Source organism: Neoakkermansia glycaniphila, from assembly GCF_001683795.1.
GTDB classification, from domain to species: domain Bacteria; phylum Verrucomicrobiota; class Verrucomicrobiia; order Verrucomicrobiales; family Akkermansiaceae; genus Akkermansia; species Akkermansia glycaniphila.
This window is the reverse complement of sequence record NZ_LIGX01000040.1, coordinates 73,146-97,613: the sequence shown is the minus strand read 5'-3', so window position 1 is coordinate 97,613 and position 24,468 is coordinate 73,146. Positions and strand designations below refer to the sequence as shown.

17 protein-coding genes are annotated in these 24,468 nt (G+C 61.2%); 8 read left to right on the top strand and 9 right to left on the bottom strand.

Annotated features, from left to right (window positions below; genetic code table 11):
* Position 1: 1 nt before the first annotated feature.
* The 5 genes from AC781_RS11725 to cmk form a co-directional block, all read right to left on the bottom strand.
* On the bottom strand, positions 2–1,024 hold the full coding sequence (locus AC781_RS11725) for a transposase (RefSeq protein WP_067777654.1): 1,023 nt from the start codon (positions 1,022–1,024) through the stop codon (positions 2–4).
* A 160-nt stretch (positions 1,025–1,184) separates the two neighbouring features.
* Positions 1,185–1,979 (bottom strand): DeoR/GlpR family DNA-binding transcription regulator, encoded by a 795-nt coding sequence (locus tag AC781_RS11720; RefSeq protein ID WP_067777653.1) that lies wholly within the window; start codon positions 1,977–1,979, stop codon positions 1,185–1,187.
* 9 nt (positions 1,980–1,988) lie between these two features.
* The gene (gene recF / locus AC781_RS11715) at positions 1,989–3,044 is read right to left on the bottom strand and encodes a DNA replication/repair protein RecF (protein WP_067777652.1); all 1,056 of its coding nucleotides are present in this window, start codon (positions 3,042–3,044) and stop codon (positions 1,989–1,991) included.
* Positions 3,045–3,059: 15 nt separating this feature from the next.
* Positions 3,060–3,680, bottom strand: coding sequence for a lysophospholipid acyltransferase family protein (locus AC781_RS11710; protein WP_245741036.1), 621 nt, complete (start codon positions 3,678–3,680; stop codon positions 3,060–3,062).
* A gap of 22 nt (positions 3,681–3,702) precedes the next feature.
* A complete protein-coding gene (gene cmk / locus AC781_RS11705) occupies positions 3,703–4,344 on the bottom strand; it encodes a (d)CMP kinase (RefSeq protein WP_245741037.1) in 642 nt (213 codons plus the stop codon).
* Positions 4,345–4,456: 112 nt separating this feature from the next.
* Between cmk and AC781_RS11700 the strand changes: the two genes are divergently transcribed.
* On the top strand, positions 4,457–6,307 hold the full coding sequence (locus AC781_RS11700) for a bifunctional lysophospholipid acyltransferase family protein/GNAT family N-acetyltransferase (RefSeq protein ID WP_172801829.1): 1,851 nt from the start codon (positions 4,457–4,459) through the stop codon (positions 6,305–6,307).
* Between the two features lie 139 nt (positions 6,308–6,446).
* Here AC781_RS11700 and AC781_RS11695 read toward each other — a convergent pair whose 3' ends face one another.
* The 4 genes from AC781_RS11695 to pheS form a co-directional block, all read right to left on the bottom strand.
* Positions 6,447–11,201, bottom strand: coding sequence for a PEP-CTERM sorting domain-containing protein (locus AC781_RS11695; RefSeq protein ID WP_083077044.1), 4,755 nt, complete (start codon positions 11,199–11,201; stop codon positions 6,447–6,449).
* 452 nt (positions 11,202–11,653) lie between these two features.
* On the bottom strand, positions 11,654–12,457 hold the full coding sequence (gene thiD, locus AC781_RS11690) for a bifunctional hydroxymethylpyrimidine kinase/phosphomethylpyrimidine kinase (RefSeq protein WP_067777649.1): 804 nt from the start codon (positions 12,455–12,457) through the stop codon (positions 11,654–11,656).
* 64 nt (positions 12,458–12,521) lie between these two features.
* The gene (pheT, locus tag AC781_RS11685) at positions 12,522–15,014 is read right to left on the bottom strand and encodes a phenylalanine--tRNA ligase subunit beta (RefSeq protein ID WP_067777648.1); all 2,493 of its coding nucleotides are present in this window, start codon (positions 15,012–15,014) and stop codon (positions 12,522–12,524) included.
* A gap of 21 nt (positions 15,015–15,035) precedes the next feature.
* A complete protein-coding gene (gene pheS / locus AC781_RS11680; RefSeq protein ID WP_067777684.1) occupies positions 15,036–16,046 on the bottom strand; it encodes a phenylalanine--tRNA ligase subunit alpha in 1,011 nt (336 codons plus the stop codon).
* Between the two features lie 236 nt (positions 16,047–16,282).
* Between pheS and cobT the strand changes: the two genes are divergently transcribed.
* The 7 genes from cobT to cas8c all read left to right on the top strand — a co-directional run bounded on the left by cobT (position 16,283) and on the right by cas8c (position 24,429).
* Entirely contained in the window at positions 16,283–17,323 is a 1,041-nt protein-coding gene (gene cobT / locus AC781_RS11675) for a nicotinate-nucleotide--dimethylbenzimidazole phosphoribosyltransferase (protein ID WP_067777683.1), read from the top strand.
* Positions 17,324–17,333: 10 nt separating this feature from the next.
* Entirely contained in the window at positions 17,334–18,077 is a 744-nt protein-coding gene (cobS, locus tag AC781_RS11670) for an adenosylcobinamide-GDP ribazoletransferase (protein ID WP_067777647.1), read from the top strand.
* A complete protein-coding gene (cbiR, locus tag AC781_RS11665; RefSeq protein ID WP_067777646.1) occupies positions 18,077–18,883 on the top strand; it encodes a cobamide remodeling phosphodiesterase CbiR in 807 nt (268 codons plus the stop codon). Before cobS ends, cbiR begins: the two co-directional genes overlap by 1 nt.
* Positions 18,855–19,439 (top strand): bifunctional adenosylcobinamide kinase/adenosylcobinamide-phosphate guanylyltransferase, encoded by a 585-nt coding sequence (locus tag AC781_RS11660; protein ID WP_067777645.1) that lies wholly within the window; start codon positions 18,855–18,857, stop codon positions 19,437–19,439. The genes cbiR and AC781_RS11660 overlap by 29 nt, the downstream gene beginning before the upstream one ends.
* 85 nt (positions 19,440–19,524) lie before the next feature.
* The gene (locus tag AC781_RS11655) at positions 19,525–21,888 is read left to right on the top strand and encodes a CRISPR-associated helicase/endonuclease Cas3 (protein ID WP_067777644.1); all 2,364 of its coding nucleotides are present in this window, start codon (positions 19,525–19,527) and stop codon (positions 21,886–21,888) included.
* Between the two features lie 3 nt (positions 21,889–21,891).
* Positions 21,892–22,605, top strand: a complete 714-nt coding sequence (gene cas5c / locus AC781_RS11650; protein ID WP_067777643.1) for a type I-C CRISPR-associated protein Cas5c — start codon at positions 21,892–21,894, stop codon at positions 22,603–22,605.
* Between the two features lie 3 nt (positions 22,606–22,608).
* Entirely contained in the window at positions 22,609–24,429 is a 1,821-nt protein-coding gene (gene cas8c, locus AC781_RS11645; RefSeq protein WP_067777642.1) for a type I-C CRISPR-associated protein Cas8c/Csd1, read from the top strand.
* Positions 24,430–24,468: the final 39 nt, after the last annotated feature.

Sequence of the window (24,468 nt, the reverse complement as noted above, 5' to 3'; positions counted from 1 at the left end):
GTTACCGTGTTTCGGCGGTGATGCGGTCGATCCATGCGCGCACCTTGGCATCTTCCGCATACATTTTCTTGGCCCGGTGGAGCAGGGTGCCGAGGGAGCGCGGAGTGCCCATGTTCAGGCGGTTGGATATCCACGCATAGGGGACGATGGTGGTTTTGTGGACGGCGAGGGCAATGACGAGTTTGTCGGGGTGGCTGTAGGCGGTGGAATGCAGCTCTTCCTGTGTGAGGCCGAAGGCGCGGCAGCCGCGCTTGACGATGTTTTCGGCGAGGTGTTCCGAGGCTTCCTGTCCGCATTTGCCGAGGGAGCCGTCTGCAGGGCGGCGTGTGTATTCCTTGAGGTTGGAGAGGATGGATTGCCGGAAGGCCTTGGAGCCGTAGCACCAGCCGCGCTGGACGGTGCCGGGCCCGGTGTGGCCGAGGGGGATGAGGGAGCGTTCGTCCATGCTTTCCGCTTCGTAGCGGGCGAGCAGGTGGTTGTAGTATTTGAGGCGGCCTTCTTCGGTATCTTCGCAGGCGAAGCAGGCAAGGCCGCGTTCGGGCTGGATCCACGCGGGCCTGTGTTCCGGTGCGGCCATCCAGGCGGGGAGGCTGGTCCATTTGCCTGCTCCTTCGAAGCCCCGGACGCGGGCGATGCCCGAGCGGGCGGGGTTCAGGTGGATGTAGTCGATGATGGTGGAGAAGTAGTGGGAGTTGGCGGCCTCGACGAGCATGGAGTGGTAGCGGCCGCCGAAGAGGTGGCCCGTGTAGCCGTGGCGGCGGTTGAAGCGCTGGGTGTAGGCGGTGAGCATCCATTTCATGCCGTCGGAGAGGTTGGGTTCGACGGTTTCGAGCAGGAGGTGGAAATGGTTGTCCATGAGCGCGTAGGCATAGACATTCCAGCGGCAGCGTTCGGTGGCTTCGCGGAGGGTGGCCAGGAAGAGGTCGCGGTCGTCGTCGTCTTCATAGATGGGCATGTTGCGGTTGCCGTAGTTCTGGAGGTGGTAAACGGCTCCCGGATATTCGATGCGCAAGGGGCGTGCCATGGTTCGATTGTGCCATGGACGGAGGGGTGTTGGCAAGTTTTATTTGCGATTTTTGAACCGACACCTATTGCCGGACTCCGCTGCAAAAAATAGTGTCATCATTCGTTGCCGGAAGGGAATCGAGGATGTTTCGACCCCATGCGCCATGACGGTGACGGGGTCAATAGTCGAATTCGTCTCGCACGGGCGGAGCGGCCGGGGAGATGTAGGGGACGGTGACGATTTCTGCTCCCTGCCGGAGGAATGCCTCGTGTGCGGTTTCGGGCAGGTTGTCTTCGGTGATGAGGGTGGCGGTGCGGACGGTCGGGCAGGGGAAGGGAGCGGCGCTGCCAAAGCGGGAGGCCGGGCAGGCGATGCAGACGCGGCGGGCGAGAGGGGCGGCCTGCCGGATGAAGTCGGCTCGGGCGAAGCTCCGGTAGGCCGGGGTTCCTTCGGGGGTGACGGAGTCCGGCGCGGTGAGGAGGAGGCCGATGCCGAGGTGCCGGAGGCTTTCGACGGCTCCGCTGCCGATGAAGAGGCCCGTTTCCTTGTCGAGGAAGCCGCCCGTGGAGAAGACCTGCTGGCGCATGGCCCGGGGGGAGAGGGTTTCGAGCAGTCCGATGCTGTTGCTGGCGACGGTGAGGGGGATGGGGGGGAGTTGCGCGGCGGCGGCGAGGGAGACGGGTGAGCCGTCGAGAAAGATGCAGTCGTTTTCCCGGAGGAGGCCGACGAAGGCGGCGGCGAGCGACTGGACGGCGCGCAGCTCGGTGCCGGGTTCCGTTGCGCCGGGAGGCGGCAGGTAGGCGGCTCCTCCGTGGACGCGGCGAAGGAGGTGGTCGCGTTCGAGGGCGAGGATGTCGGTGCGGACGGTTTCGTCGGTGACGCCGAGGTCGCGGGCGACGGCGACGGTGCGGATGGTGCCGCGTTCTTCGAGGAGGCGGAGGATGTAGTCGCGGCGTTCGTTGACGAGGTACATGGCTGCGGGTCAGGATGCGGGATGGAGTTGTCCGCCGGAGAGGGTGAATTTGGGCAGGGAGGCGTTGTCCTGTGCCCAGGAGTCGTGCGTGGTGGTGATGAATACCTGGGAGTCGCGCGGGATCATTTCCATCAGACACTGGCGGCGGGAAGGGTCGAGTTCGCCGAAGATGTCGTCGATCAGCAGATAGGGGGCGATGCCCGTTTCTTCGCAGAGGAGGGAAGCCTGGGCGAATTTGAGGGCGGCGGCGAGGGTGCGCCGCTGGCCTTCGGAGGCGTAGTCGGCGGCGGGCATGCCGTTGATGCACAGGCGGAAGTCGTCGCGGTGGGGGCCGTAGCGGGTGTGGCCGCAGCGAAGGTCGTCGTCGAAGCTGCGTTCCAGCATGTCGGCGAGCGGTTCTTCCGTGGAGCGGATGTAGTGGAGTTCGACGGGTTCGGCGCGTCCTGCGATGCGTTCGTGGCTCTGGACGATGTGGGGCAGGAGGAGGCGGAGGAGCTGCGCGCGGAGGGAGACGAGGCGTTCGCCGTGTTCCACGAGCAGTTTCGTGTAGCTGCGGATGGATGCGGGGTTGCGGCTGCCGTATTTGAGAAGGTGGTTGCGCGATTTGAGGGCCTTGCGGTAGCGGAGGAGCTCGTTGCGGTAGCCGGGGTGCCACTGGGTGCCGAGGAAGTCCAGATGGGCGCGCCGCTGTTCGGATGCGCCCATGATGAGTTCCATGTCCTGATTGCCGAACCAGACGACGGGCGCGCTGTCCGACAGGTAGGCGGCGTAGTCGGCACGCTGTTCGTCGTTGACGCGGAGGTCGAGCTTGCCGCCGTTCCAGACGATGCGGCGGACGATGTCCTGCACGGTGAGGCGAAGGCCGAATTGCGGTGCGCCGTGGCGCAGCATTTTGGCGGCCTGCGCGGTGCGCGGCGAGTGCAGGCGCAGGGCGAAGCAGAGGGCTTCGAGGAGGGTTGTTTTCCCCTGGGCGTTGTCCCCGAGGATGAGCGCGCCCCTTTCCGGCACTTCCCAGGCCATTTGGAAGTAGCAGCGGAACTGGTAGAGGCGCAACTCGCTGATCATCGAGGGAGGCGGAGATTACGGCTCCGTCGGGAGCGCGCGGATGGCGTTCATGACCTTGTCGGCGATGTGCTGGTAGGCATCCTTGCCGCGGGCCTTGAGTTCTGCCGGGGTGAAGTCGATGGGGTCGCCGACGCTGACGGTGACCTGCCGGAAGCGCGGGAAGCTGCTGCCGATGGGGAGGCAGTCGTAGGCTCCGTGGATGCGGAGGGGCTGTACGGGGACGTTGGCCTTGCTGAGGATGAGGGAGATGCCGGGCATGGCGTCGTGGATTTCTCCGTCGGGCGTCCGGGAGCCTTCCGGGAAGACGAGGACTCGTTCACCGGCGCGCAGGAGTTTGATGACGGCTTTCATGCTGGAGCTGTCCGGATTCTCTTGGTCGATGGGGATGGCCTGGCATTTGGGAAGGGCCTTTTTGAAGATGCCTTTGAAGAGGGTTTTGCGGGCGAAGAAGTAGATGGGGCCTTCGTACGCGATGCCGAGCATGGGCGGGTCGAGGAAGCTCTGGTGGTTGGCTACGATGAGGACGGGGCCTTCTTCGATGAGTTTTTCCCGGTTGATGACCCGGTGGCCGAAGAATGCTCTGGATGCCGACTTGAACAGGGTGTAGAAGACCCAGTAGAATGCGTTCATCTTCATGAGTGAGGAGAAAAGGAGGCTGCTATTGGGTGAGTTTGGCGCGGATGTCGTCCGCGATGCAGGCGACGACTTCGTCGATGCTCATATCGGAGGTGTCCACGAGGCGGGCGTCGGGAGCCTGCGCCAGCGGCGAGGCTGCGCGCTGGGTGTCCTTTTTGTCGCGTTCGGCGATGGAGTCGGTGATGCCTTCGGCGGCGCGGCGGGCGGCGCGCACTTCTTCCGAAGCGGTGACGAAGTATTTGAAGGGAGTGTCCGGGAAGACGACGGTGCCGATGTCCCGCCCTTCCATGACGACAGGTTCGCTTTCGTTGTATTCGCGCTGCTTGCGGACGAGCAGGGCTCGCACTTCGGGGATGGCGGCTACGGTGGAGACAAGGCCGTTCACTTCCTGCCCCTTCAGTTCGTCGGTGAGAGTGCGGCCTTCACAGACGACGGTGGAGACGGAGCCGTCCTTGCCGAAGGAAAGGGGGATGCCGGGCAGGGCAGCGACGACGGCGGCGGTGTCCTGCGGGTTGATGCCGCGTTGCAGCAGATACCATGTGACGGCGCGGTACATGGCTCCTGTATTGATGAAGGTGTATTGCAGCTTCTGGGCGATCAGCCTGGCTACGGTGGACTTGCCGGAGGCGGCCGGGCCGTCGATCGCAATGGCGGGGTACATCATAGGCACAGAGGATAAACAAAAAGCCGCCGTTTGTCGAGGACTTGTCCGGCGGGAGACGTTTTTTCGGCGTTTTTTGCTGGATATATGGCCGTTTTGTGTTATTCTCCCGGTCATGGCACACGCCCGACAGCCTAAAATGGTGGATATACGCGACCTGCTCGGAGAATCCGTCCACATGCCTGCTATTGTCGCCTCTTCGGCCGAGCGCGTACTGGGGCTGACCCGCCTGAACAATGCGTATGCCAAGATCGTGCGCGATATGGAGGCTGGGACGCATGAGAACTTTTTCTCGTTGGCTGTCAAGTATCTGAACCTGCGCTACCATCTGCGGCAGGGCGATATCGACCATATCCCGAAGACGGGGCCCGCCATCGTGGTGGCCAACCATCCCCACGGCCTTTCGGACGGCCTGATGTTCGGCGATCTGCTGACGCGCGTCCGTTCGGATGTGCGCATCGTGGCGAATGAGCAGCTGACGCTTTGCAAGGAGTTGGAACCGTGGATGATCCAAGTGGATGTGTACGGAGGCGAAGAAGCGACTCGCAAGAATTACACGGGCATCAAGCAGATGCTGCAATGGTTGAAGAACGGCGGCTGCATCGGCATTTTCCCGGCGGGTACGGCTTCTTCCTATTCTCACAAGGATAAGCAGGTGACGGACGATCCGTGGAATACGCATATCGCCTCCATGATCCGCCGGACGAAGGCGACGGCGGTGCCCGTCTATCTGCCGGGGCGTAATAGCCTTCTTTTCCAGGGGATTTCAGTGATTAAGAAAGAGGCTCGTGTGGCCTTCCTTCCCCGCGAAGTGGGGCGCGATTCGCGCCGCGTGCATCATATCATGATCGGCAAACCCGTATCCGGCGCGTCGCTGGCGCTGCTGCCGACGGACGATGCGATCGTGGCCCAGCTCCGCCTCCGCACCTACCTGCTGGCGAAGTGCTACGAAAAGAGCCGCAACCCGTTCCAGAAAAAGGTTTCCAAGCATTCCCGGCAGGATGCGGTGATACCGGCCATTCCTTCCGAAGAGCTTCGCGCCGAGATCGACGCCCTGCCGCCGGAGAACTGCCTCGTCGCGCCGGAATCGAACGGTTGGCGTGTGTATGTGGCCGCCTCATCGCAGATTCCCAAGGTATTGCGAGAGATCGGACGCCTGCGTGAAATCACGTTCCGCGAAGCAGGGGAGGGCACAGGCTCCAGCTGCGACCTCGACGCCTACGACAACCATTATCGCCACCTGTTCCTTTGGGACGGGGATGCGGACAAGATGGTCGGCGCCTACCGCATGGGTTTGACGGATGAAATCCTCCAGCAATACGGAGTTAAGGGGCTGTACAATGCCGAGTTTTTCGATTTCTCGCCGTCCGCTCTGCAGATTCTCGCGCAGGGGCTGGAGATGGGACGCGCCTTCATCGTGCCCGAGTACCAGAAGAGGCCGGCCGCACTCAGCATGATCTGGGAGGGAATCGGCAGCTATATGGTGCGCCATCCGCAGTACCGCTACCTTTACGGTACCGTGAGCATTTCCCGCGAATACACGAATCTTTCCCGCTCACTGATCGTTTCCTACCTCGAATCGAAGGAGATGGAGAAAGGGCTGTGCATGGGCGTGCGCGCCTACCATCCGCCGCACAAGATGCGCCTCAACGGCGCGGAACTCCGCATTCTGCCGGTCGGCCTGACGGATTCCCAGCATCTCTCCGGAGTCGTCGCCGAAATCGAGGACGACGGCAAGGGCATTCCCGTGCTGCTGCGCCAGTATTTGAAACTGAACGGCAAGATTCTGGCGTTCAGTATCGACAAGTCGTTCGGCGATGTGCTGGATTGCCTGATTCTGGTGGATATTTACAAAACGCCCGCCCGCTCTCTGAAGCGTTACCTCGGTGCAGAAGCCTGTGCTGCGATTCAAAAATTGAGTGAAAGCGGCGTGATTGCAGGAGAAGCTGCGACGGCAGGTTCCTGATTGTTGCCGGAAAAAGGTCTTGTTGTGGAGGGCCGTATTGTCATCCGGCATTCGTTATTCTGAAAAAACGCCCTCGGATCGGAATCCGGGGGCGCTTGAAAAAGACTCTGCCTGTGGTGCTGTGGCCGTGTTGCCGCTTTTACTTCCTGCGGCGGCGCATGGCCAGAGCGGAGAGTGCCAGCAGAGACAGGGCGGTTGAGGACGGTTCGGGTACCTGGATGTAGATTCGTCCGTCAAGATCAATACCGTGTTCGTTGAGTTCTGTTCCGGTCAGGTCGACGCCTGCTTCCGTGCCGAGTTTCACTCCCTTGAGGCGTTCGGGATCCGTGATGATCTTCCACTTGGGATCGCACCCCGTCAATTGAATGTTTACGTCGCTGTCCGCCGCCAAGGCGCCCAGTTCGACTGCGAGCACTCCATAATGATTCCCCGGATTGTAATGGCAGTTGGACAGATCGACCGTCAGTTGTCCGGATACTTTGATGCTGTGGCTATTGAATATATTGGCGCTGACGACGGGGGCGACGGTTTTGCTGGACAGCGTACCCGTGATATTGGCATTCACAATCTGCAATTTCGTATTTTGAAGATTGAGCGTGGCCGTGGCTCCCGCAGCTGCCGTGATCTGGGAGCCTGTGCCGAGGACGACATCATTTAAGGTGACCGATGCATTCTGTGCGAGAGAAACCGTTGTATTGTTCAGGATGGCATGGTCAATGGTCGCACCTGTTCTGTTGATGGTTACCTTGGCGTTGTTGAGTGCTGCCTTGACGGTGCCCGTCGTATCGACGGAGACGATTCCGGATGCCGTCACATTGGCATTGGAGAGGGTGGCATTGGTTCCAGCTGCCTTGGCCGTGACCTGCACGGTGGAAGTTGCCTGGCTGCTGCCTCCTGTACAGATGCTGCCCGTGTTGGAGATGGAGATCGTGCCCCCTGCCGCGACGTATGAATTGCCCGTGCCGTACATGTTGGCATTGACATGTACAGTGCCTTGCGCAGCTGTTGTTGTTCCGGTAAAGGATTTATCGCCGCCGCTGATGGTCAGGGTGCCCTGTCCGGTCTTGTACAAGCGGCCCGAACCGGAGATGTTGCCGTTGAGTGTGACATTGTGGCCGTTGGTGTTGAGCGTCGAGGATGTGGAACCGTTGACGGCGTAGCCGACGCCGGATGCCGAAGTCCAATCGGCATCGGCTTTGATGGTAGTTCCTCCATTGAAGTTCACGGTACCCGTTCCGGATACGCCCGACGAACCGATGTTCAGGGATGCCGTGTCGGACAACGTGATTGATCCGTTATTGATGGAAATGCCGGCCGTGTTGACGACGGAGGTGTTCTGGATGTTGAGCGAACCTGCCGTGCCGGAACCGTTGCCGATGTTGATGGTTCCGGTGGAACCGTTGACGGTGGACGAGCCTGTGATGTTCAGTGTACCCGTGCCGGACGTGCCCGTGTTGCCGATGTTGATGGCGCCACCGGCTCCGAGGGTGTAGGTGGCGCTGTTCATCGAGAGCGAAGCGCCGCTGTTGATGGATAGGTTGGCGGAGTTGACGGTTCCCGTCCAAACGTCGTTGAGACCGGAGATCACGGCGTCGCCGCTAAGGTTCAACCTTCCGGCGACGGTGTTGTGTCCGCCTATCGACAGGTAGCTGCCTGCGGCAATCTGCTTGCCGGTTCCCGTGGAGAGGTTGGCATATCCCTGTGCCGTGAGGGCGCCTGTGATCGTCGCATCCTGCGCGAAGTTGACGGCGGAGGCGATGGTGGATGTACCCGCCTGCAGGGTCAGAGATCCGGCTGTAACAAGAGCGTTGAATGTGCGCGTGGCGTGGGCTGCATCTCCGGCGAGGCCGAGGGTCAGCTTGCCCGTGATGTTCACGGCTCCGTTGGCTGTGGTGAACTGGCTGCCGTTGAGGGTGAGGTCGGAACCTGCGGACAAGGTGCCCTGGAGGGTGGTCAGAGTCGGATCAAGCGTCAGCGTGCTGGCAACATTGCCGAAGGTGATGTTGTGGCTCAGGGCTGTTGCGCCTGTGCCTTCTTTCAGCGTGATGGAGGCTGCACTGTTGTCGAAGACGAGAGCGCCCGAACCCGTGATGCCGAGAGTGCCTGAGTAGGTGCTTCCGTTCACCTGGAGGGTTGTGCTGGAGGCGATGTTGACCGTTCCTGCCAGATTGCTGCCCGCAGACAGGTTGAGATAGACAGTTCCCAAATTGATATTGAGCGTGCCGCTGAATGTTTTGCTGGAGCCGCCGATGGTCAGGGTGCCGGAACCCGTTTTCGTCAGAATGCCGGAACCCGTAATGTTTCCGTTGAGGGTGGCATTGTGGCCGTTGGTGTTGAATGTGGAGGCAGTCGAACCGTTGACGGCGTATGTGACGCCTGAAGCCGAACTCCAGTCGGCCGATGAGCCGATGGTCGTACCGCCGTTGAAATTAATGGTACCAGTACCGGATATGCCTGTTGAGCCGAGGTTCAGTGTTGCCGTGTCGGACAACGTGATCGATCCGTTGTTGATGACAATGCCGGCCGTGTTGACGACGGATGTGTTGCCGATATTGAGCAAGCCCGATGTGCCGGTGGCATTGCCGATTTTGATGGTTCCGGTGGAACCGTTGACGGTGGACGAGCCTGTGATGTTCAGTGTACCCGTGCCGGACGTGCCCGTGTTGCCGATGTTGATGGCGCCACCGGCTCCGAGGGTGTAGGTGGCGCTGTTCATTGAGAGCGAAGCGCCGCTGTTGATGGACAGGTTGGCAGAGTTGACGGTTCCCGTCCAAACGTCGTTGAGACCGGAGATCACGGCGTCTCCGCTAAGGTTCAACCTTCCGGTGACGGTGTTGTTGCCCCCGGTGGAGAGGTAGCTGCCTGCGGCAATCTGCTTGCCGGTTCCCGTGGAGAGGTTGGCATATCCCTGTGCCGTGAGGGCGCCTGTGATCGTCGCATCCTGTGCGAAGTTGATGGCGGAGGCGATGGTGGAGGTGCCCGCCTGCAGGGTCAGAGATCCGGCTGTAACAAGAGCGTTGAATGTGCGCGTAGCGTGGGCGGCGTCCCCGGCGAGGCCGAGAGTCAGCTTGCCCGTGATGTTCACGGCTCCGTTGGCTGTGGTGAACTGGGTGCCGTTGAGGGTGAGGTCGGAGCCTGCGGACAAGGTGCCTTGGAGGGTGGTCAGTGTCGGATCAAGCGTCAGCGTGCTGGCGACATTGCCGAAGGTGATGTTGTGGCCAAGGGTGGCGGCGCCGGTGCTTTCCCTCAGCGTGACGGTTGTTGCGCCATTACCGAAAACGAGGTTGCCGGTTCCCGTGATTTTCAAGGCGGAAGCATAGGTTCCGGTATTGAGTTGCAGCGTAGCTCCTGCGGCGATGCTGTAGGACTGCGCCATGGACAGGATATTGGCTGTCGAAACGTTCATGGCCAATGTGCCTGTGCTGACGGTGATGGACGTACCCGTGAAGGCTTTGTCGGCTCCGTTGATGGTCAGTGTGCCGCTGCCCGTTTTGGTGAGGCTGCCCGTTCCTGTGAGAGCTCCGGTGAGTGTGATGTTGAAGGTGCTGGAACTGATATTGGCGGCATTGGCGCCGAAAGCGATGGTGGATGTAGCGGATGAAGTCCAGTTGTCGATGGCGCGCAGCGTTGTGCCTGCTCCGAGGTTGATGGTACCCGTACCGGTGATGCCTCCGGAGCCGATGTTCAGACGCCCCGTGCCGCTCAGGGTGACGGATCCGTTGACGAGGGCAAGAGTCTGCGCATTGACGACAGCCGTGTTCTGAATGGTCAGGGAACCGGCGACCCCCGAACGCCCGACGGTGATGGTGCCCGTGTTGGCGTTGATGATGCCCGATCCGGTCACGTTCAGAGTGGCTGTACCCGATGATCCCTGGGAGCCGATGGTGATGGCGCCGCTTGCTGCAAGGTTCAGCGTGCCGCTCAGTGTGAGGGTGCCGCCGTCGTAAATGTTGACTGATCCCGCGCCGACGGTGCCGGTCATCGTGTTGCCGGCATTGTCGATGTCGATATTCTGGGAAATGGAAAGATTGGCTCCGATGGTTGCGTTCCCTCCGGTCGCAAGAAATTTCTGCGCGGTCACGCTGCCTGTGATATTGGTATAGGCTCCGGCATTTACTGTTCCCGAGATGCTGGTTCCTCCTGTGAAGGCTGTGCTGGCGATGTTGCCGGATTCTCCGGCCTGAAGGGTGAGCGATCCGGCTGTGACGAGCGCATTGAAGGTGCGAATCAAACCATTGTCGGCCTTGTTGATGGTCAAGGCATTGGTGACGGTTACGGCTGCTCCGAATGTCATCGTCGCATTGGCATTGATCGTCAAATTATTGAGAGATGTAATCGTGCCGGAGACCAAGGATGTGCTTTCGGAAAAGGTCAGGGCGCATGTATTCGAGCTGTTGTCGAATAGGATGGCGTTGGTAACGGTGTTTCCACTGCGGGCCTGAATGGAAGCAGTGCCTCCTTTAGTGAATTGCAGGGTCCCCGTACCGCTCAGTTTGAGGGTGCCGTATGCTCCGTTGGTACCCATGACCAGCGAGCTTGTACCCTGAATATCGTAAGCGGAGTTGAAACTGAGAAGATTGGCAAGAATAGTCGGATTGAGTACCAGTTTTCCCGATTTAACAGTCATCAGATCGACGAGAGTCAGCGTGGCAAAATCCGAAATGGTTAATGTACCCGTACCGTCTTTGGTAAACTGTGAGCCTGCCAGACTCAACCCGGTGAGAAGTGAAATCGTCGCACTGTCCGTACCTGTTACCGTGACCGTGTTGCTGCCCGTCGTCAAAATGACAGGCTGTGAAGAACCGTTCGTCAAGGTGATGTCGACGGCAGTTGCTGGTGCAACCATGGAAACCATGACGACTGAAAGCAGGGCAGGATGAAGATGAGGTTTCATGATGATGAAGGTGCGTGATACAACGTATCGTCTATGCGTCGACTATGCTCCTGCTCAGACTTGAGGTCAATAAGAAAATCTATCTTATAACAATGTAGTGTTAGTTTGTTTTTCTGCTGGAAATATTTTTTTGCATGTTGTTGATTTCTTTTTTCTGAAATTTTTATTTCTTTTATTTTCAATGCAAAATACAAGTTATTAGAATTAGTAATACAAGTGTGCAAAATGTTTGTGTAGGGATTTTTTCTTACCTAACACAAAAATTGTATAACCAGGATATAATCTTGTTAGTTTTTGTTAGTGTGTATACAATGAAAAATGAGAATTTCGAACCCAAAAAACGAAAAAATGAAGAGGAAATAAATCGGATGTGCAAATATCCGTTCCGCCATGCCTGATGGAAATGTTGCCGCATCTATCAAGATGCGTTTACCCAGCAAGGGGGCGCCGTGTCAGGTGCGGGAGGGCATGGCGTGGTTCAGCACGTCGATGCCGAGGCCCTGATGCTGCCAGCGGTGGTGCGCGGCGATGGATTGCGCCACGAAGTCGAGCGCGGAAGAGACGGCTTCGGGAAGGGGGAGGCCGTGCGCCAGCAGGGAGGCGATGGCGGAGGAGAGGCTGCAGCCCGTGCCGTGGGTGGAGACTCCGGAGATTTTATCCCGCGTCCATTCAAATGTTTGCCCGCCGGGGAGGGCGAGGATGTCGTGGCAGCGGTTGCTGAGATGGCCGCCTTTGCCGAGTACGGCGCAGCCGTATTTGCCGCAGAGGGCATGGGTGGCTTCTTTCAGCCGTGCGGCGGTAGTGATGGTCCCGCAGCCGAGAAGGCGGGCGAGTTCGTCGGTATTGGGGGTGAGGAGGGTGGTGATGGGGAGGATGTCGCTTTCGTAGGCGGTGATGGCGCTTTCGAGCATCAGGGGATCGCCTGCGGTGGCGATCATGACGGGGTCGACGACGAGGGGCAATCCGGACCGGCGCAGGAGGGGAGCGCAGGCGCCCACGATTTCGGGCGAGTAGAGCATGCCCGTTTTGACTGCGGCGACGGGGAATGTGTCGAGGCAGATGCGTACCTGGTCGGCGACGAGTTCCGGCTCAATGGCCTGGATGGCGCTGACATCGCCCGGCACTTCCGAGACGACGCAGGTGACGGCGGTGAGGGAGAAGACTCCCAGTGCGTGCGCTACCTTCAGGTCGGCCTGAATGCCCGCTCCCGAGGAGCAGTCGGAACCGGCGATGCTGAGGATGACGGGGGGAGTCATGGCGCGTGCTGGAAGGGGCGGCCATGCCGCAGCGCGGCGGCTTGCGGCATGGCGGCGGTGCCTGTTATCTGTATTGCAGGGTTTTGATCTGCTTGCCGAGGTGGTCGAGTACGGCCTTGTGGGCGGCATCGACTTCGGCGGCAGTCAAGGTTTTGTCTGCCGCCCGGTACAGGAAGGTATAGGCCATGGATTTGCGGTCGGCCGCGAGTTTGACGCCCGTCGGGTCGGCGAATACGTCGAAGCACTTGTAGCTGACGAGCAGGGGCTGTTTGGCTCCGGCGATGGCTTTCAGGATGTCCGCATTGGTGGTGGTGGCGGGTACGTCCATGGCTGCGTCGCGGGAGGAGCCGGGGAACTGCGGGAGTTCCTTGACGCGCATCGGCGCGGTGGCGATGTCCTGCAGCTTGCGGAGTTCGATGGCGCAGTAGTACGTTTCTTCCGGCAGGCCGAGTTCGCGGCAGCGGGCGATGTTCATCCGGGCGAAGTAGCCGCAGGCGGTGCCGTTGATCTGTACGTCCGCGCCGATGGCCGCTTCGGGGCGGGGGCGGGCAGGTGTGAGGGTGACGGCCGCATTCGGCACGAGGCTGCAGATGACGGCGGTGAGGTCTTCAAAGGAGATGTTGCCGGGTTTCGGATTGCTCCACGAGGCCGGGGCGGATTTGCCTGCCATGAAAATGCCGACGACGTCCGTTTCGATGTCCTTGCCCTTGCCGCCGCCCGTGTTGCGGAAGAAGCGGCCCATTTCGAAGAAGCGGAGGCTGGTCATGCCCTGGTTCATGTTGCGCACGGCGACGGAGACGAGGCCGGGGGCAAGCGAGGGGCGGAGGACGGCATGGTCTTCGCTGAGGGGGAGGGCGACGCGGATGACATCGCCTTCCATCAGGGGGCGCAGGGGCTGCGCGTCGCGGAGCTGCGGCACGGTGCCGTCCGGGGACTCGGTGGCGATGAGTTTGAGCGTCTGCGCTTCCCAGAAGCCGAGCGCGGCGAGGCGGCGGGCGAGGCTCATGCGGAAGTCGTGGGCGCGGTCTACGGCGGATTCTTCGCTGTAGCGGGCGATGTAGCGGGAGGGTATGTTGTCCAGCCCATACACGCGGATGATTTCTTCGAGAAGATCGCAGTCGCGTTTCAGGTCGAGACGCCACGGCGGGCAGTCCCAGTTGCCTTTGCCGTCGGTATCATTGCAGCCGAGGCGTTTGAGGATGGCGGCGGCTTCGAGGTGTGGCACGGCTCCTCCGGCCATGCGGTCGAGGGCGGACCAGTCGAGGTGGACGTTGTCGAGCGCGTAGTAGATTTTGGCTTCCGTCCCCTGTTCGATGACGGTGGCGGTCGGAGCCGCGCTTTCGGGGACGAGGGTAGGGGCCTGCCCGCCGACGCGGACGGGGCCTGCCGTGCCTCCGGCGATTTCGAGGATGAGCTGGCGGGCGCGGGCTGCGGCGCGGAGGACGTTCCACGGCGAGGTGCCGCGTTCGAAGCGGTAGGAGGAGTCCGAGCCGAGGGCGAGCCTGCGGGAGGTGAAGCGGATGCCGGAGCGCTGGAACCAGGCGGATTCGAGGACGATGTCCGTGGTGGCTTCGGTGACGCCGCTTTCGGCTCCGCCCATGACGCCGCCGAGGGCGAGCGCCTTGCCGGAGTGGTCCGCGATGACGAGGTCTTCAGGGGTGAGGGTGTAGGTGCCGCCGACGAGGGCTTGGAACTGCTCGCCGTCATGCGCGGGGCGCACGGCGATGCCTTCCGAGATTTTGGAGGCGTCGAAGGCGTGGAGGGGATGGCCGATTTCGTGGAGAACGTAGTTGGTGATGTCCACGATGTTGTTGATGGGGCGCAGGCCGATGGAGACGAGGCGTTCGGCGAGCCATTCCGGGCTGGGGCCGATCTTTACGCCGCTGATTTTGACGGCTGTGTAGAGCGGGCAGGCGGCGGGGGCTTCGAGGCGGATGTGGTCGCCCGCATCCGTGGTTTCGATGCTGCGGGCGGCTTCTTCGGCGGGATCCGCCTTGAGGGTGCGTCCGGTGATGGCGGCGAGTTCGCGGGCCATGCCCCAGTGAGAGAGGAGGTCGGGGCGGTTCGGCGTGATTTCGAGTTCGAAGATGGTGTCCGTCTTGACGAAGGTACGCACGGGGGTGCCGATCTTCATGTCTTCGGGGAGAATCCAGAGGCCGTGCGTGGCATCCGGCAGGCCGAGTTCGGAAGCGGAGCAGAGCATGCCGCGCGATTCGACGCCGCGGAGCTTGCCTTCCTTGATTTCAATGCCGCCGGGGAGCTGGGCGCCGGGCAGGGAGCAGGGCACTTTGTCGCCCACCTTGTAGTTCTGTGCGCCGCAGACGATCTGGCGGAGGGAGCCTTCTCCGGCATCGACCTGGCACACCTTGAGGCGGTCGGCCTGCGGGTGGGGGTCGGCGGAGACGACTTGTGCGACGACGACGAGGTCGCTTTTGACGCCGCGTTCCTGGATGCCTTCGACTTCAATGCCGGCGAAGGTGAGCATGTCGGAGATTTCCTGCGTGCCGAGCCCTTCGAGGTCGATGTATTGGGAAAGCCAGTTGAGTGAAACGTTCATGTGAGGAAAGGGGGGAAATGTTTATTGGAATTGGGCGAGGAAGCGGACGTCGTTTTCGATGAGGAGGCGGATGTCGCGGATGCCCCAGCGGATCATGGCGAGGCGTTCGAGGCCGATGCCGAAGGCGAAGCCGGAGAGTCCGGCGTAGTCGCTGCTGCCGCGCGAGGCGTCCACCGCTTCGAGGACGGCAGGGTCGATCATGCCGCAACCGGCGATTTCGATCCAGCGCGGAGCCTGTCCGGCGACGGTGAGCTTGACGTCGATTTCAAAGCTGGGTTCGGTGAAGGGGAAGAAGTGGGGGCGGAAGCGGACATCCGTTTCCGAGCCGAAGAGGGCTTTCAGGAAGTATTCGAGGGTACCCTTGAGGTCGCCGACGGTCACGTCTTTGTCCACATAAAGGCCTTCGATCTGGTTGAAGGCGGAGAGGTGGGTGGCGTCGATCTCGTCGCGGCGGTAGGCGGAGCCGGGGGAGATGATGCGGACGGGCGGCGCCTGCTTTTCCATGGCGCGCACCTGCACGGTGGAAGTATGGGTGCGGAGAAGCTTTCCGCTGTCGAAGTAGAACGTATCCTTCTCGTTGCGGGCGGGGTGGTCAGTCGGCGTGTTCAGGGCATCGAAGCAGTGGAACTCGTCTTCGATTTCAGGGCCTTCCGCGAGGGCGAAGCCCATGCGGCGCAGTACGCGGACGGCTTCGTCGCGCACGAGGGTGAGGGGATGAAGGCCGCCTGCGGGGAGGGAACGGGCGGGAAGCGTGAGGTCGATGCCTGCGACGGCTGCCTTGTCCGCCGCTTCCTGCAGGGCGTTCTGGCGTTCTTCGAGGGCGGCCGTGATGGCGGCGCGGGCTTCGTTGAGCATCTGGCCGACGGCGGGCTTGTCTTCCTTGGGCACGTCTTTCATGCCCTGCTGGGCTTGCGTCAGAGTACCCTTCTTGCCGAGAATGGCGACGCGGGCGTCTTCCAGCCCTTTCATGTCCGCGATTTCTGCGATGCGCGACATGGCTTCCGCTTGAATGCGTGCGATTTGGTCTTTCATACGTTCGCGAAGGACTATACGCGCGGCGGGGGGCGGGGTCAAGCCGTAACTGTGCGTCCGGCGGGAGTTCCCGGCAGCTTCGGCGCCAGGGCGGACGGCCTGCCGGGAAGCGGGCTTGGAGATGTTTTCGGATAGGGTTTGCGGGCTTGCGCCGCTTGACATGGACGGGGGCATTGCCTATACTTCGGGAGATGGGCGGTTCCGCGTCCACCGATTTTTTGAAAATTGATACGACGATGAACCGACTTACGATTCCCCCTCTCGATACGCAGGCCGAACAAAAAGCCGCCTCCCGCATGGACAGGCTGGCCAAGCCTCCTTACGCTCTCGGCAAACTGGAACCCCTCGCCGCCCGCATCGCCGGGATGGCGGGCAATCCCGCTCCGCGCCTCAAGGACAAGGCCGTGGTGCTGTTCGCCGCCGACCACCATATTGCCGACCACGGCCTGAGCCTGACAGGTGCGGAGGTGACGCATATCCAGACGCGCAATTTCATCGACGGCGGCGCGACCATCAGCGCGTTCACGCGCAATGCCGGGGCACGCCTCACGGTGGTGGATGTGGGAGTGGATTACGATTTCGGCGGCTATCCCGGCCTTGTGGACCGCAAGGTGATGCGAGGGGCGAACGATTTCAGCGAAGGCCCCGCGATGTCCCGCGAGCAGGCGGAACGATGCCTGGAAATCGGTATCGAAATGGCTCGCGCCGAGAAGGCGAAGGGGCTGGACATCATCGCCGCCGGGGAAATGGGCATCGGCAATACGACTCCTTCCTCCGCCATCGTCGCCGTGATGACGGGCAGCCCGGTGGAACTGGTCACAGGCAAGGGTTCCGGCGTGCGTGCGGACATCATCCGCCGCAAGATCGAGCTGATTGAAAAGGGCATCTCCCTGAACCGGCCCGATCCGAACGACGCCATCGACGTACTCGCGAAGGTGGGCGGCCCGGAGATCGGAGCCATGGCCGGGCTGATGCTCGGAGCGGCCTCGCTGCGCGTGCCGATCGTGATCGACGGGTTCATTGCCGGAGCCGCCGCCGCCATTGCGCAGGGAATCGACCCCGCCGTGGCTCAATACTTCATCGGTTCGCATACCTCGGCGGAACCCGGCCATGCCCTGATCATGAAGCATATCGGCGTGACGATGTACCTTGATCTCGGCATGTGCCTCGGCGAAGGCACGGGAGCGGCTCTCTTCTTCCCGATACTGGATGCGGCGACGCGCATTCTTTCCGAGATGAAGACGATCGACGAAATGTGCATCATTCAGAACAAGTGACCTCCTTTCCATGCTCCGCCTGTTGACCGGTATTCGTTCCGCCTTCGGTTTCCTGACCCGCATTCCCGTGGGGCCGTGGCCGCTGCAGCGGGATCTGCACGGCATTTCCGCGTGGCTGCCGCTCGTCGGCATCGTCGTGGGCGGATTGGCCGGGCTGCTGCTGTGGGGAGCCTCTCTGATGTTCCCCCCGCTTCTGTGCGGCGTGATCGCCTGTGCGGTCTGGGTGGTGGTGACGGGCGGCCTGCATCTGGACGGCGTGGCCGATTGCGGCGACGGCCTGCCGGTGGAAGTCTCCCGCGAGCGGCGGCTGGAGATCATGAAGGATTCCCGGCTCGGTACCTTCGGCGGCACCTTTCTGTTGTTCAATCTGGGGTTCAAGGCTGCGGCTCTGGCCTGCCTGGCCGGAACGGGAAGCGTATGGATGATGATCGTTCCCTGCGCTCTGGCCGGACTGCTCGCCCGCGCCCAGATATTCATCGCCATGCAGTACCCGAGTGCAAGGCCGGGCGGCATGGGCGACGCGTTCCGGCAGGGGACGCGCCCCGTGCATGCGTGGATCGCCGCCGCGACGACTCTCGCCGCCTGTGCTGTGGCGGGAATCAGGGGATGGGATGCGCTGGCCGTCGCGCTGGCGGGATCGTTCCTGATGCTTTCCTACGCCCGCCGGAGGCTGGGCGGCGTGACAGGCGACGTGTTCGGCTGGACGGTGGAAAGCACCGAATGGCTTGTGCTGCTGACTTTCTGCGCCTTCTGATGAAATGCCGCGTTCCAGGACTGAAGATCGGAGGCACGTCGTTCATCGTGCCGGATGATTACGTGCCCGCCGTGCGCGGCTGCGCCGAATATCTGGACGATATTTCGCTGCTGCTGCTTCAGGTCGGGCCGAAAGGCGAATACCTGCTGCCCGCATCCGATATTGACGAGCTGAAACGCATCGGAGACGGCGAGGGGCTGACATGGAACGTTCACCTGCCGACGGACGGCGATTATTCCTCCGACAAGGCCGCGCTCGAATTTACGGACAACCTCTGCCGGGCCATCGACCGCACCCTGCCGCTCGCGCCCCATTCCTGGGTGCTGCATGTGGAAGCGGACAAGACGCCGCGCGAATATATGGTTCCCCCGCTGACGGAAGCGGAGACGGAACGCGCCCTTGCCTCGCTGGAGCGCGTGCGGCATCATTTGCCCGCTCCGGAATATCTCGCTCTGGAGAATATCGAATGGCATCCGGCCGATTATCTGGACGGCATTCTGGAGCGGATGCCCTTTTCCCGCTGTTTCGACATGGGCCACGTGTGGAAAGACGGGCATAAGCCCGAAGAGCTGCTCGACAGATGGCTGCCGGAAATCCGCATGTGCCACCTCCACGGACTCGAAAAACGCGACCACAAATCCCTGCACCACATGCCGGAAGACAAGCTCGATGCCCTGCTGCACAAGCTGTGGGACATCCGCTTCGAACCCGTGATTACGCTGGAGGTCTTTACGCTGGACGACTTCCTGAACTCTCACCAAGCCATGATGCAATCTTATGAACGCTACCGACGACTTTACTCCTGAACCGGGACGCTCCTCCCTTACCCTTGTGCTGGGCGGTACGCGCAGCGGAAAAAGCGAACTGGCCGAAGGCATCGCCGCCCGCTGCGGTTCCCGCATCGTCTATGTGGCGACGGCGGAAGTTCTCTCCGGCGCAGGCAGCATGCAGGAGCGCGTGCGGAGGCATCGCGAACGACGCCCCGCCGACTGGGCGACGCTCGAATTCCCCCGCCATGTGGCCGCCTCCGTTCGCCAATCCGGCGCACTGGCCGGAGCCGATGCCGTGATGCTGGATTGTGTGACGCTGCTGGCGAGCAATACCCTGTATGCCGGGGATCCCGAAGACGGTGCAGCCTTTGAAACCCGGCTGCGCGAAGAACTCGACGGGTTGACCGAACTGGCGGCAAGCTCCGGCCTGCCGTGGATTGTCGTCAGTTCCGAAGCGGGATTGGGCATCGTCTCCGGCAGCCGTGAAACGCGTCTGTTTTGCGACGGCCTCGGCCTGGCGAACCAGTGGCTGGCGCAGAAGGCTGATGCCGTATTCCTGTCTGTGGCTGGGCTTCCCTTGAGGTTGAAATAGGGAAATTTCTAACTAAATTTTCAGGAAAGGCGATTTTTCCTTTTCGACCACGCGCCCCTATAGTATTGTTGGGGCGATCCCCTCCATGTACTATTCCTACGCCCACTCTCTCCCCGGTACCACCGACCTCAACCTGTGGGAACCGATCTATACCTATGAAGGAGACGGTTCCTCGACCATCGGCCATGCCAACCGCACGGCCGAGCTGTGCGCCCGGTTCGCCGAGGCCATGACCTTCGGAGTGAACGATGAGTGGAGGAAATGGGGGTGGCGGCTCGGGCTCTGGCACGACCTTGGCAAATTCTCCCGCGAGTTCCAGAAGCACATCGGTGCGACCGGAGATTCGGAAGAAGAGCATGCCGCGACGGGCGGCCGGGTAGACCATTCCTCCGCCGGAGCGAAATACGCGATGGAGCAGAATCCCGTTCTCGGCGATTTCATGGCCTACGCGATTGCCGGGCACCACGGCGGCCTGCCGAAAGGAACGGCATTGTTTTACGAACGTTTGAAGGGAGACCATCCCGAATGGCGTTCGTTCGCCCACCCCGACCTCCTGAAGCACGACCCTGTGAAGAAGCTCTGGAGCGACGATGCCCTGGCTCTGCTGAATGAACCCCGCCGATTCGGGTATGCGACGGCCATGCAGATCCGCATGATGTTCTCCTGCCTCGTCGATGCCGACTTCCTTTCCACGGAAGCTTTCATGAATCCCGCCCAGCAGGCGGAACGCCCCCGGTGGCCCGGCGACATCCTCGACCGCATGAGCGGCATGCTGGAAAGCCGCCTTTCCGCTTTGGAGGAAGGGGCTGCACCCGGCAAAATCTCCTCGCTGCGGGCGGAAATCCACCGCTCCTGCTTCGATCATGCCGACCGAAAGCCCGGCGTGTACCGCCTCAATGTGCCGACGGGAGGTGGAAAAACATTGTCCTCCCTCAGTTTCGCACTGCGCCATGCCGTGCAGCACGGCCTGCACCGCGTCATCTATGTGATTCCCTATACCAGCATCATCGAACAGACGGCGGAGGAATTCCGCAAGGTATTTGCCGAACTCTCCGAAGAGCTGGGGCATGATTGCGTACTGGAACACCATTCCAATATCGAGGCCGACCGCGATACGGTGATGACCAAGCTGATGTTCGAAAACTGGGATGCGCCGCTGATCGTGACGACGAACGTGCAGTTCTTCGAATCCCTGTTTGCCCACAAACCGTCTGCCTGCCGCAAACTGCACCGCATCGCGCGTACCGCCGTCATCTTCGACGAGGCTCAGGCCTTGCCCGCCAACCTGCTGGCTCCCTGCCTCGAAGCGATGAAAACCCTGCGCCGTGATTACGGCTGCACCCTCGTCCTCTGCACGGCCACACAGCCCGCCCTCATGCACCGCAAGGATAAATTCCCCATCGGCTGGCAGGAAACGGAGGTGGAAAGTCTGCTCGGCGACGAACAGGAAGCCATGCTGGCCCGCGAGATGAAGCGTGTGGAGATCGCCCACCTCGGTACGCGGAGCAGGGAAGAAATCGTCGAACACTTTCTGGGCCTCGGCGTCGGCTCAGCCCTGCTGATCGTCAACACGACACGGCAGGCGCAGGAACTTTTCTCCGCGCTGCGGGCATCTCTGCCGGACGGTACAGCATGCCGCCACCTCTCCGCCCGCATGTGTCCGCAGCACCGCAGCGAAGTGTTGCGAGAAGTCCGCTCCCTGTTGAAGGAAGGTCTGCCTGTGGTGCTGGTGGCGACGCGCGTCGTCGAAGCCGGGGTGGACATCTCCTTTCCCGCCGTTTACCGCGAACATGCGGGCATCGACTCGCTGGCGCAGGCCGCCGGACGCTGCAACCGCCACGGCGAAATGCCCGGCGGCGGGCTTGTCTTCTCCTATGAAGCGTCGGATGCAGACTTACCGCCCGTTCTCGTCGATCTGGTCGCCGCCGCCCATGCCGCCCGCGACGTGCGCGATACCAACCCCGGTGCCGACATCCTGGCTCCCGACATCGTGAGAAGATTTTTCGAATTGTACTACAAAACGCGCGGCGACCAGACCGGGCATTGGGATGAACACGGCGTACTGGATCTCAGCAGATGCACCGCCGAAGAGACCGGTTTCCGCCATATCGGCTTCCCGGAGATCGCCCGGAAGTTCCAGCTCATTCCGGGAGGCCAGCACAGCGTGATGATTCCATGGGGTGAAGAAGGGGAAAGTCTCCGCGCCGAGTTGCAGAAGCGGAAAAGCCTCGGTATTCTGCCCGACAGGAAACTGTTCCGCCGGATTCAGGCGTGCAGTATCCAGATTTACCTCCAGGACTGGAATTTTCTCGAACGGCAGGGGCGAGTGGAAAGCTATGCCGACGGCATGGTATACGTACTTCCGACTCTCGACAGCTATTACGATTCTCACATGGGCTTCCTGCCCACCAAAAATTACGACCCGAACCAAACACTCTACAACTGCTAATTCATGCCTAAAACCGTCAAACTCCATGTCTGGGGTGATTTCGCCTGCTTCACGCGTCCGGAACTGAAAGCCGAACGTTTCAGCTACGACGTCATCACTCCGTCCGCAGCCCGGGGCATCCTCGAGGCCATTTACTGGAAACCCCAAATGTGCTGGGTTATCGACCGCATTCACGTGCTGAAGCCCATCCGCTTCACCCAGATCCGGCGCAACGAACTCGGCGTCAAAATGTCCAAACCCAAGGCCGAACTGCTGCAGGGCGGCATGGGCAATGTGGGCATCAACATCGAGGACGCCCGCCAGCAGCGCGCCGCCACCGTGCTGAACGGAGTCGGCTACGTCATCGAAGCCCATGTGGAACTGAGAAGCCGGGATGAAAACCCGGAAATCGATTCCGAAACCAAGCACTTTGAGATGTTCTGCCGCCGTGCGGCAAAAGGCCAGTGCTTCCACCAGCCCTACTTCGGCACGCGCGAATTCCCCGTCGATTTCACCCTTCTGGAAGACGGCGACATGCCTGCCTCCGAACTGCCGGAAGAGCAGCAGAACCGCCACCTCGGCATGATGCTGCACGACATCGAATACATACCCGACAAGAAAGGCAAGATCGTCAGTTCCAACGACGGCCGTCGGTTGACAGCCAACCCCCGCTTCTTCATGGCGGAGCTCCGCGGGGGCATCCTCGACGTTCCGCCGCTCGCACAAACCCACTCCTGACGTATGATTCTTCAACAACTTTCAGCCCTGTACGACCGCCTCGCCGCCGATTCCGAACGCGGCGCAGACCTGCCGACGCTCGGCTTCAGCAAGCAGAACATTTCCTATGCCGTCGTGTTGAAGCCGGACGGAACCCTCGTTGCCTTCGACGACATCCGCGTCGAAGTGCCGAAAGGCAAAAAAACGGCCATGGTCTCCCAGAAACGCATGGTTCTGGGCGGGACGAAACCCTCCGGCTCCGGTCTGAACCCCTGCTTCCTGTGGGACAACACGGGCTACCTCCTCGGCTACAAGGGCAGCGGAGAAGAGAAGGCGGAAAAGCGGGCGCAGGAAGCCTTCGCCGCCTTGCGCGACAAGCACCTTGCCCTCGAAACGGTCGTCAACCATCCGCAGTATTCCGCCGTCTGCCGCTTCCTCGAAGCGTGGGATCCGGCGCGTGCGCCCGAACTTTTCACCAATCCCGACCTGCTGACGGGTAACGGGATTTTCCGCATACAAGGCGAGGAAGACTACGTTCACGAGCTGCCCGAACTCCGCTCCTGGTGGCTCGACGGCGGCGAAGACCTCTGGAAAGGTGCCGACGGCAAGAAAGCCAAAGACGAGGGAGAGAAAGGCATGTGCCTCGTCACCGGACGCATGGCGAAAATCGCCGTGCTGCACGAACCCATCATCAAGGGCGTCGCCAATGCCCAGTCGATGGGCGCGAAGCTCGTCTCCTTCAACTGCAATTCCTTCACCTCCTTCGCCAAGGAGCAGAGCGCGAACGCCCCCGTCGGCGAACATGCCGCCTTCGCGTACTGCAATGCGCTCAACTACCTTCTGGGCAGGCAGGAAACTCGCCAGTTGATCGGCGATTCCACCACCGTCTTCTGGGCGGATGTGCCGCCTGCGAAAATGGAAATGCTGGAGAGCATCGTCGGACGCGCCATCTCTCCCCCACGGGATGCCATGCACGCCGGAAACCTCTCCCGCGTACAGGAGGTGCTGGACAAGCTGGCTCAAGGCAAATTGAAAAAGGACGACCTCGACGATGCCGGGGCTCCGTTCTATATCCTCGGCCTGTCGCCCAATGTTTCGCGCCTCTCCATCCGCTTCTGGTTTGAATCCACCTTCGGCGAGCTGATGGAATCTGTGCAGCGGCATTACGACGCTCTGCGCCTGCAACCGCAATGGACGGAAAAGAACAGCAAAAATCCCGACCCGAAGTTGATTGCTCCGAACTCCATCCTCCGCGAAACGGCGCGTGAACCGAAAGACATCCCGCCGCTCTTCTCCGCGGCACTGATGCGCTCCATCATCGGCGGTGCGCCCTATCCGGACGCCATCGCACAGGCTATCCTGCGCCGCATCTCCATCGACCACGACGTCAACTACATCCGCTGCTCCTACCTCAAGGCGTGGCTCCTCCGCAAAAAATCAACCGAAACACAATCCATCATCACCCCCATGATAAACAAGGACAACAAAGAACCCGGCTACCTGATCGGGCGGCTCTTCGCCGCCTATGAAAAGACCCAGCTCGACGCCAACAGAGACCGCAAGCTGAACAGAACCATCCGCGACAGCTTCTACTCCAGCGCATCCGCCACGCCCCGGGGCGTGATGGCCCGCCTGCAGCGGCTGTACTCCCACCACCTCAACCAGCTCGACCCGGGAGCCAAGATCAACCGCGAAAAGCTCATCCAGAGCATCGTCGGCGACCTGACGGCCATCCCCGCCCACATGAGCCTTGAGCAGCAAGCGCAATTTACACTCGGCTACTACCAGCAAATGCAGGATTTCTACACCCCGAAGAACGACCAGGAAAAAACCGAACAGGAATAAACCGCCACCACATTTTTCAACAACCAACCAAAATACCAC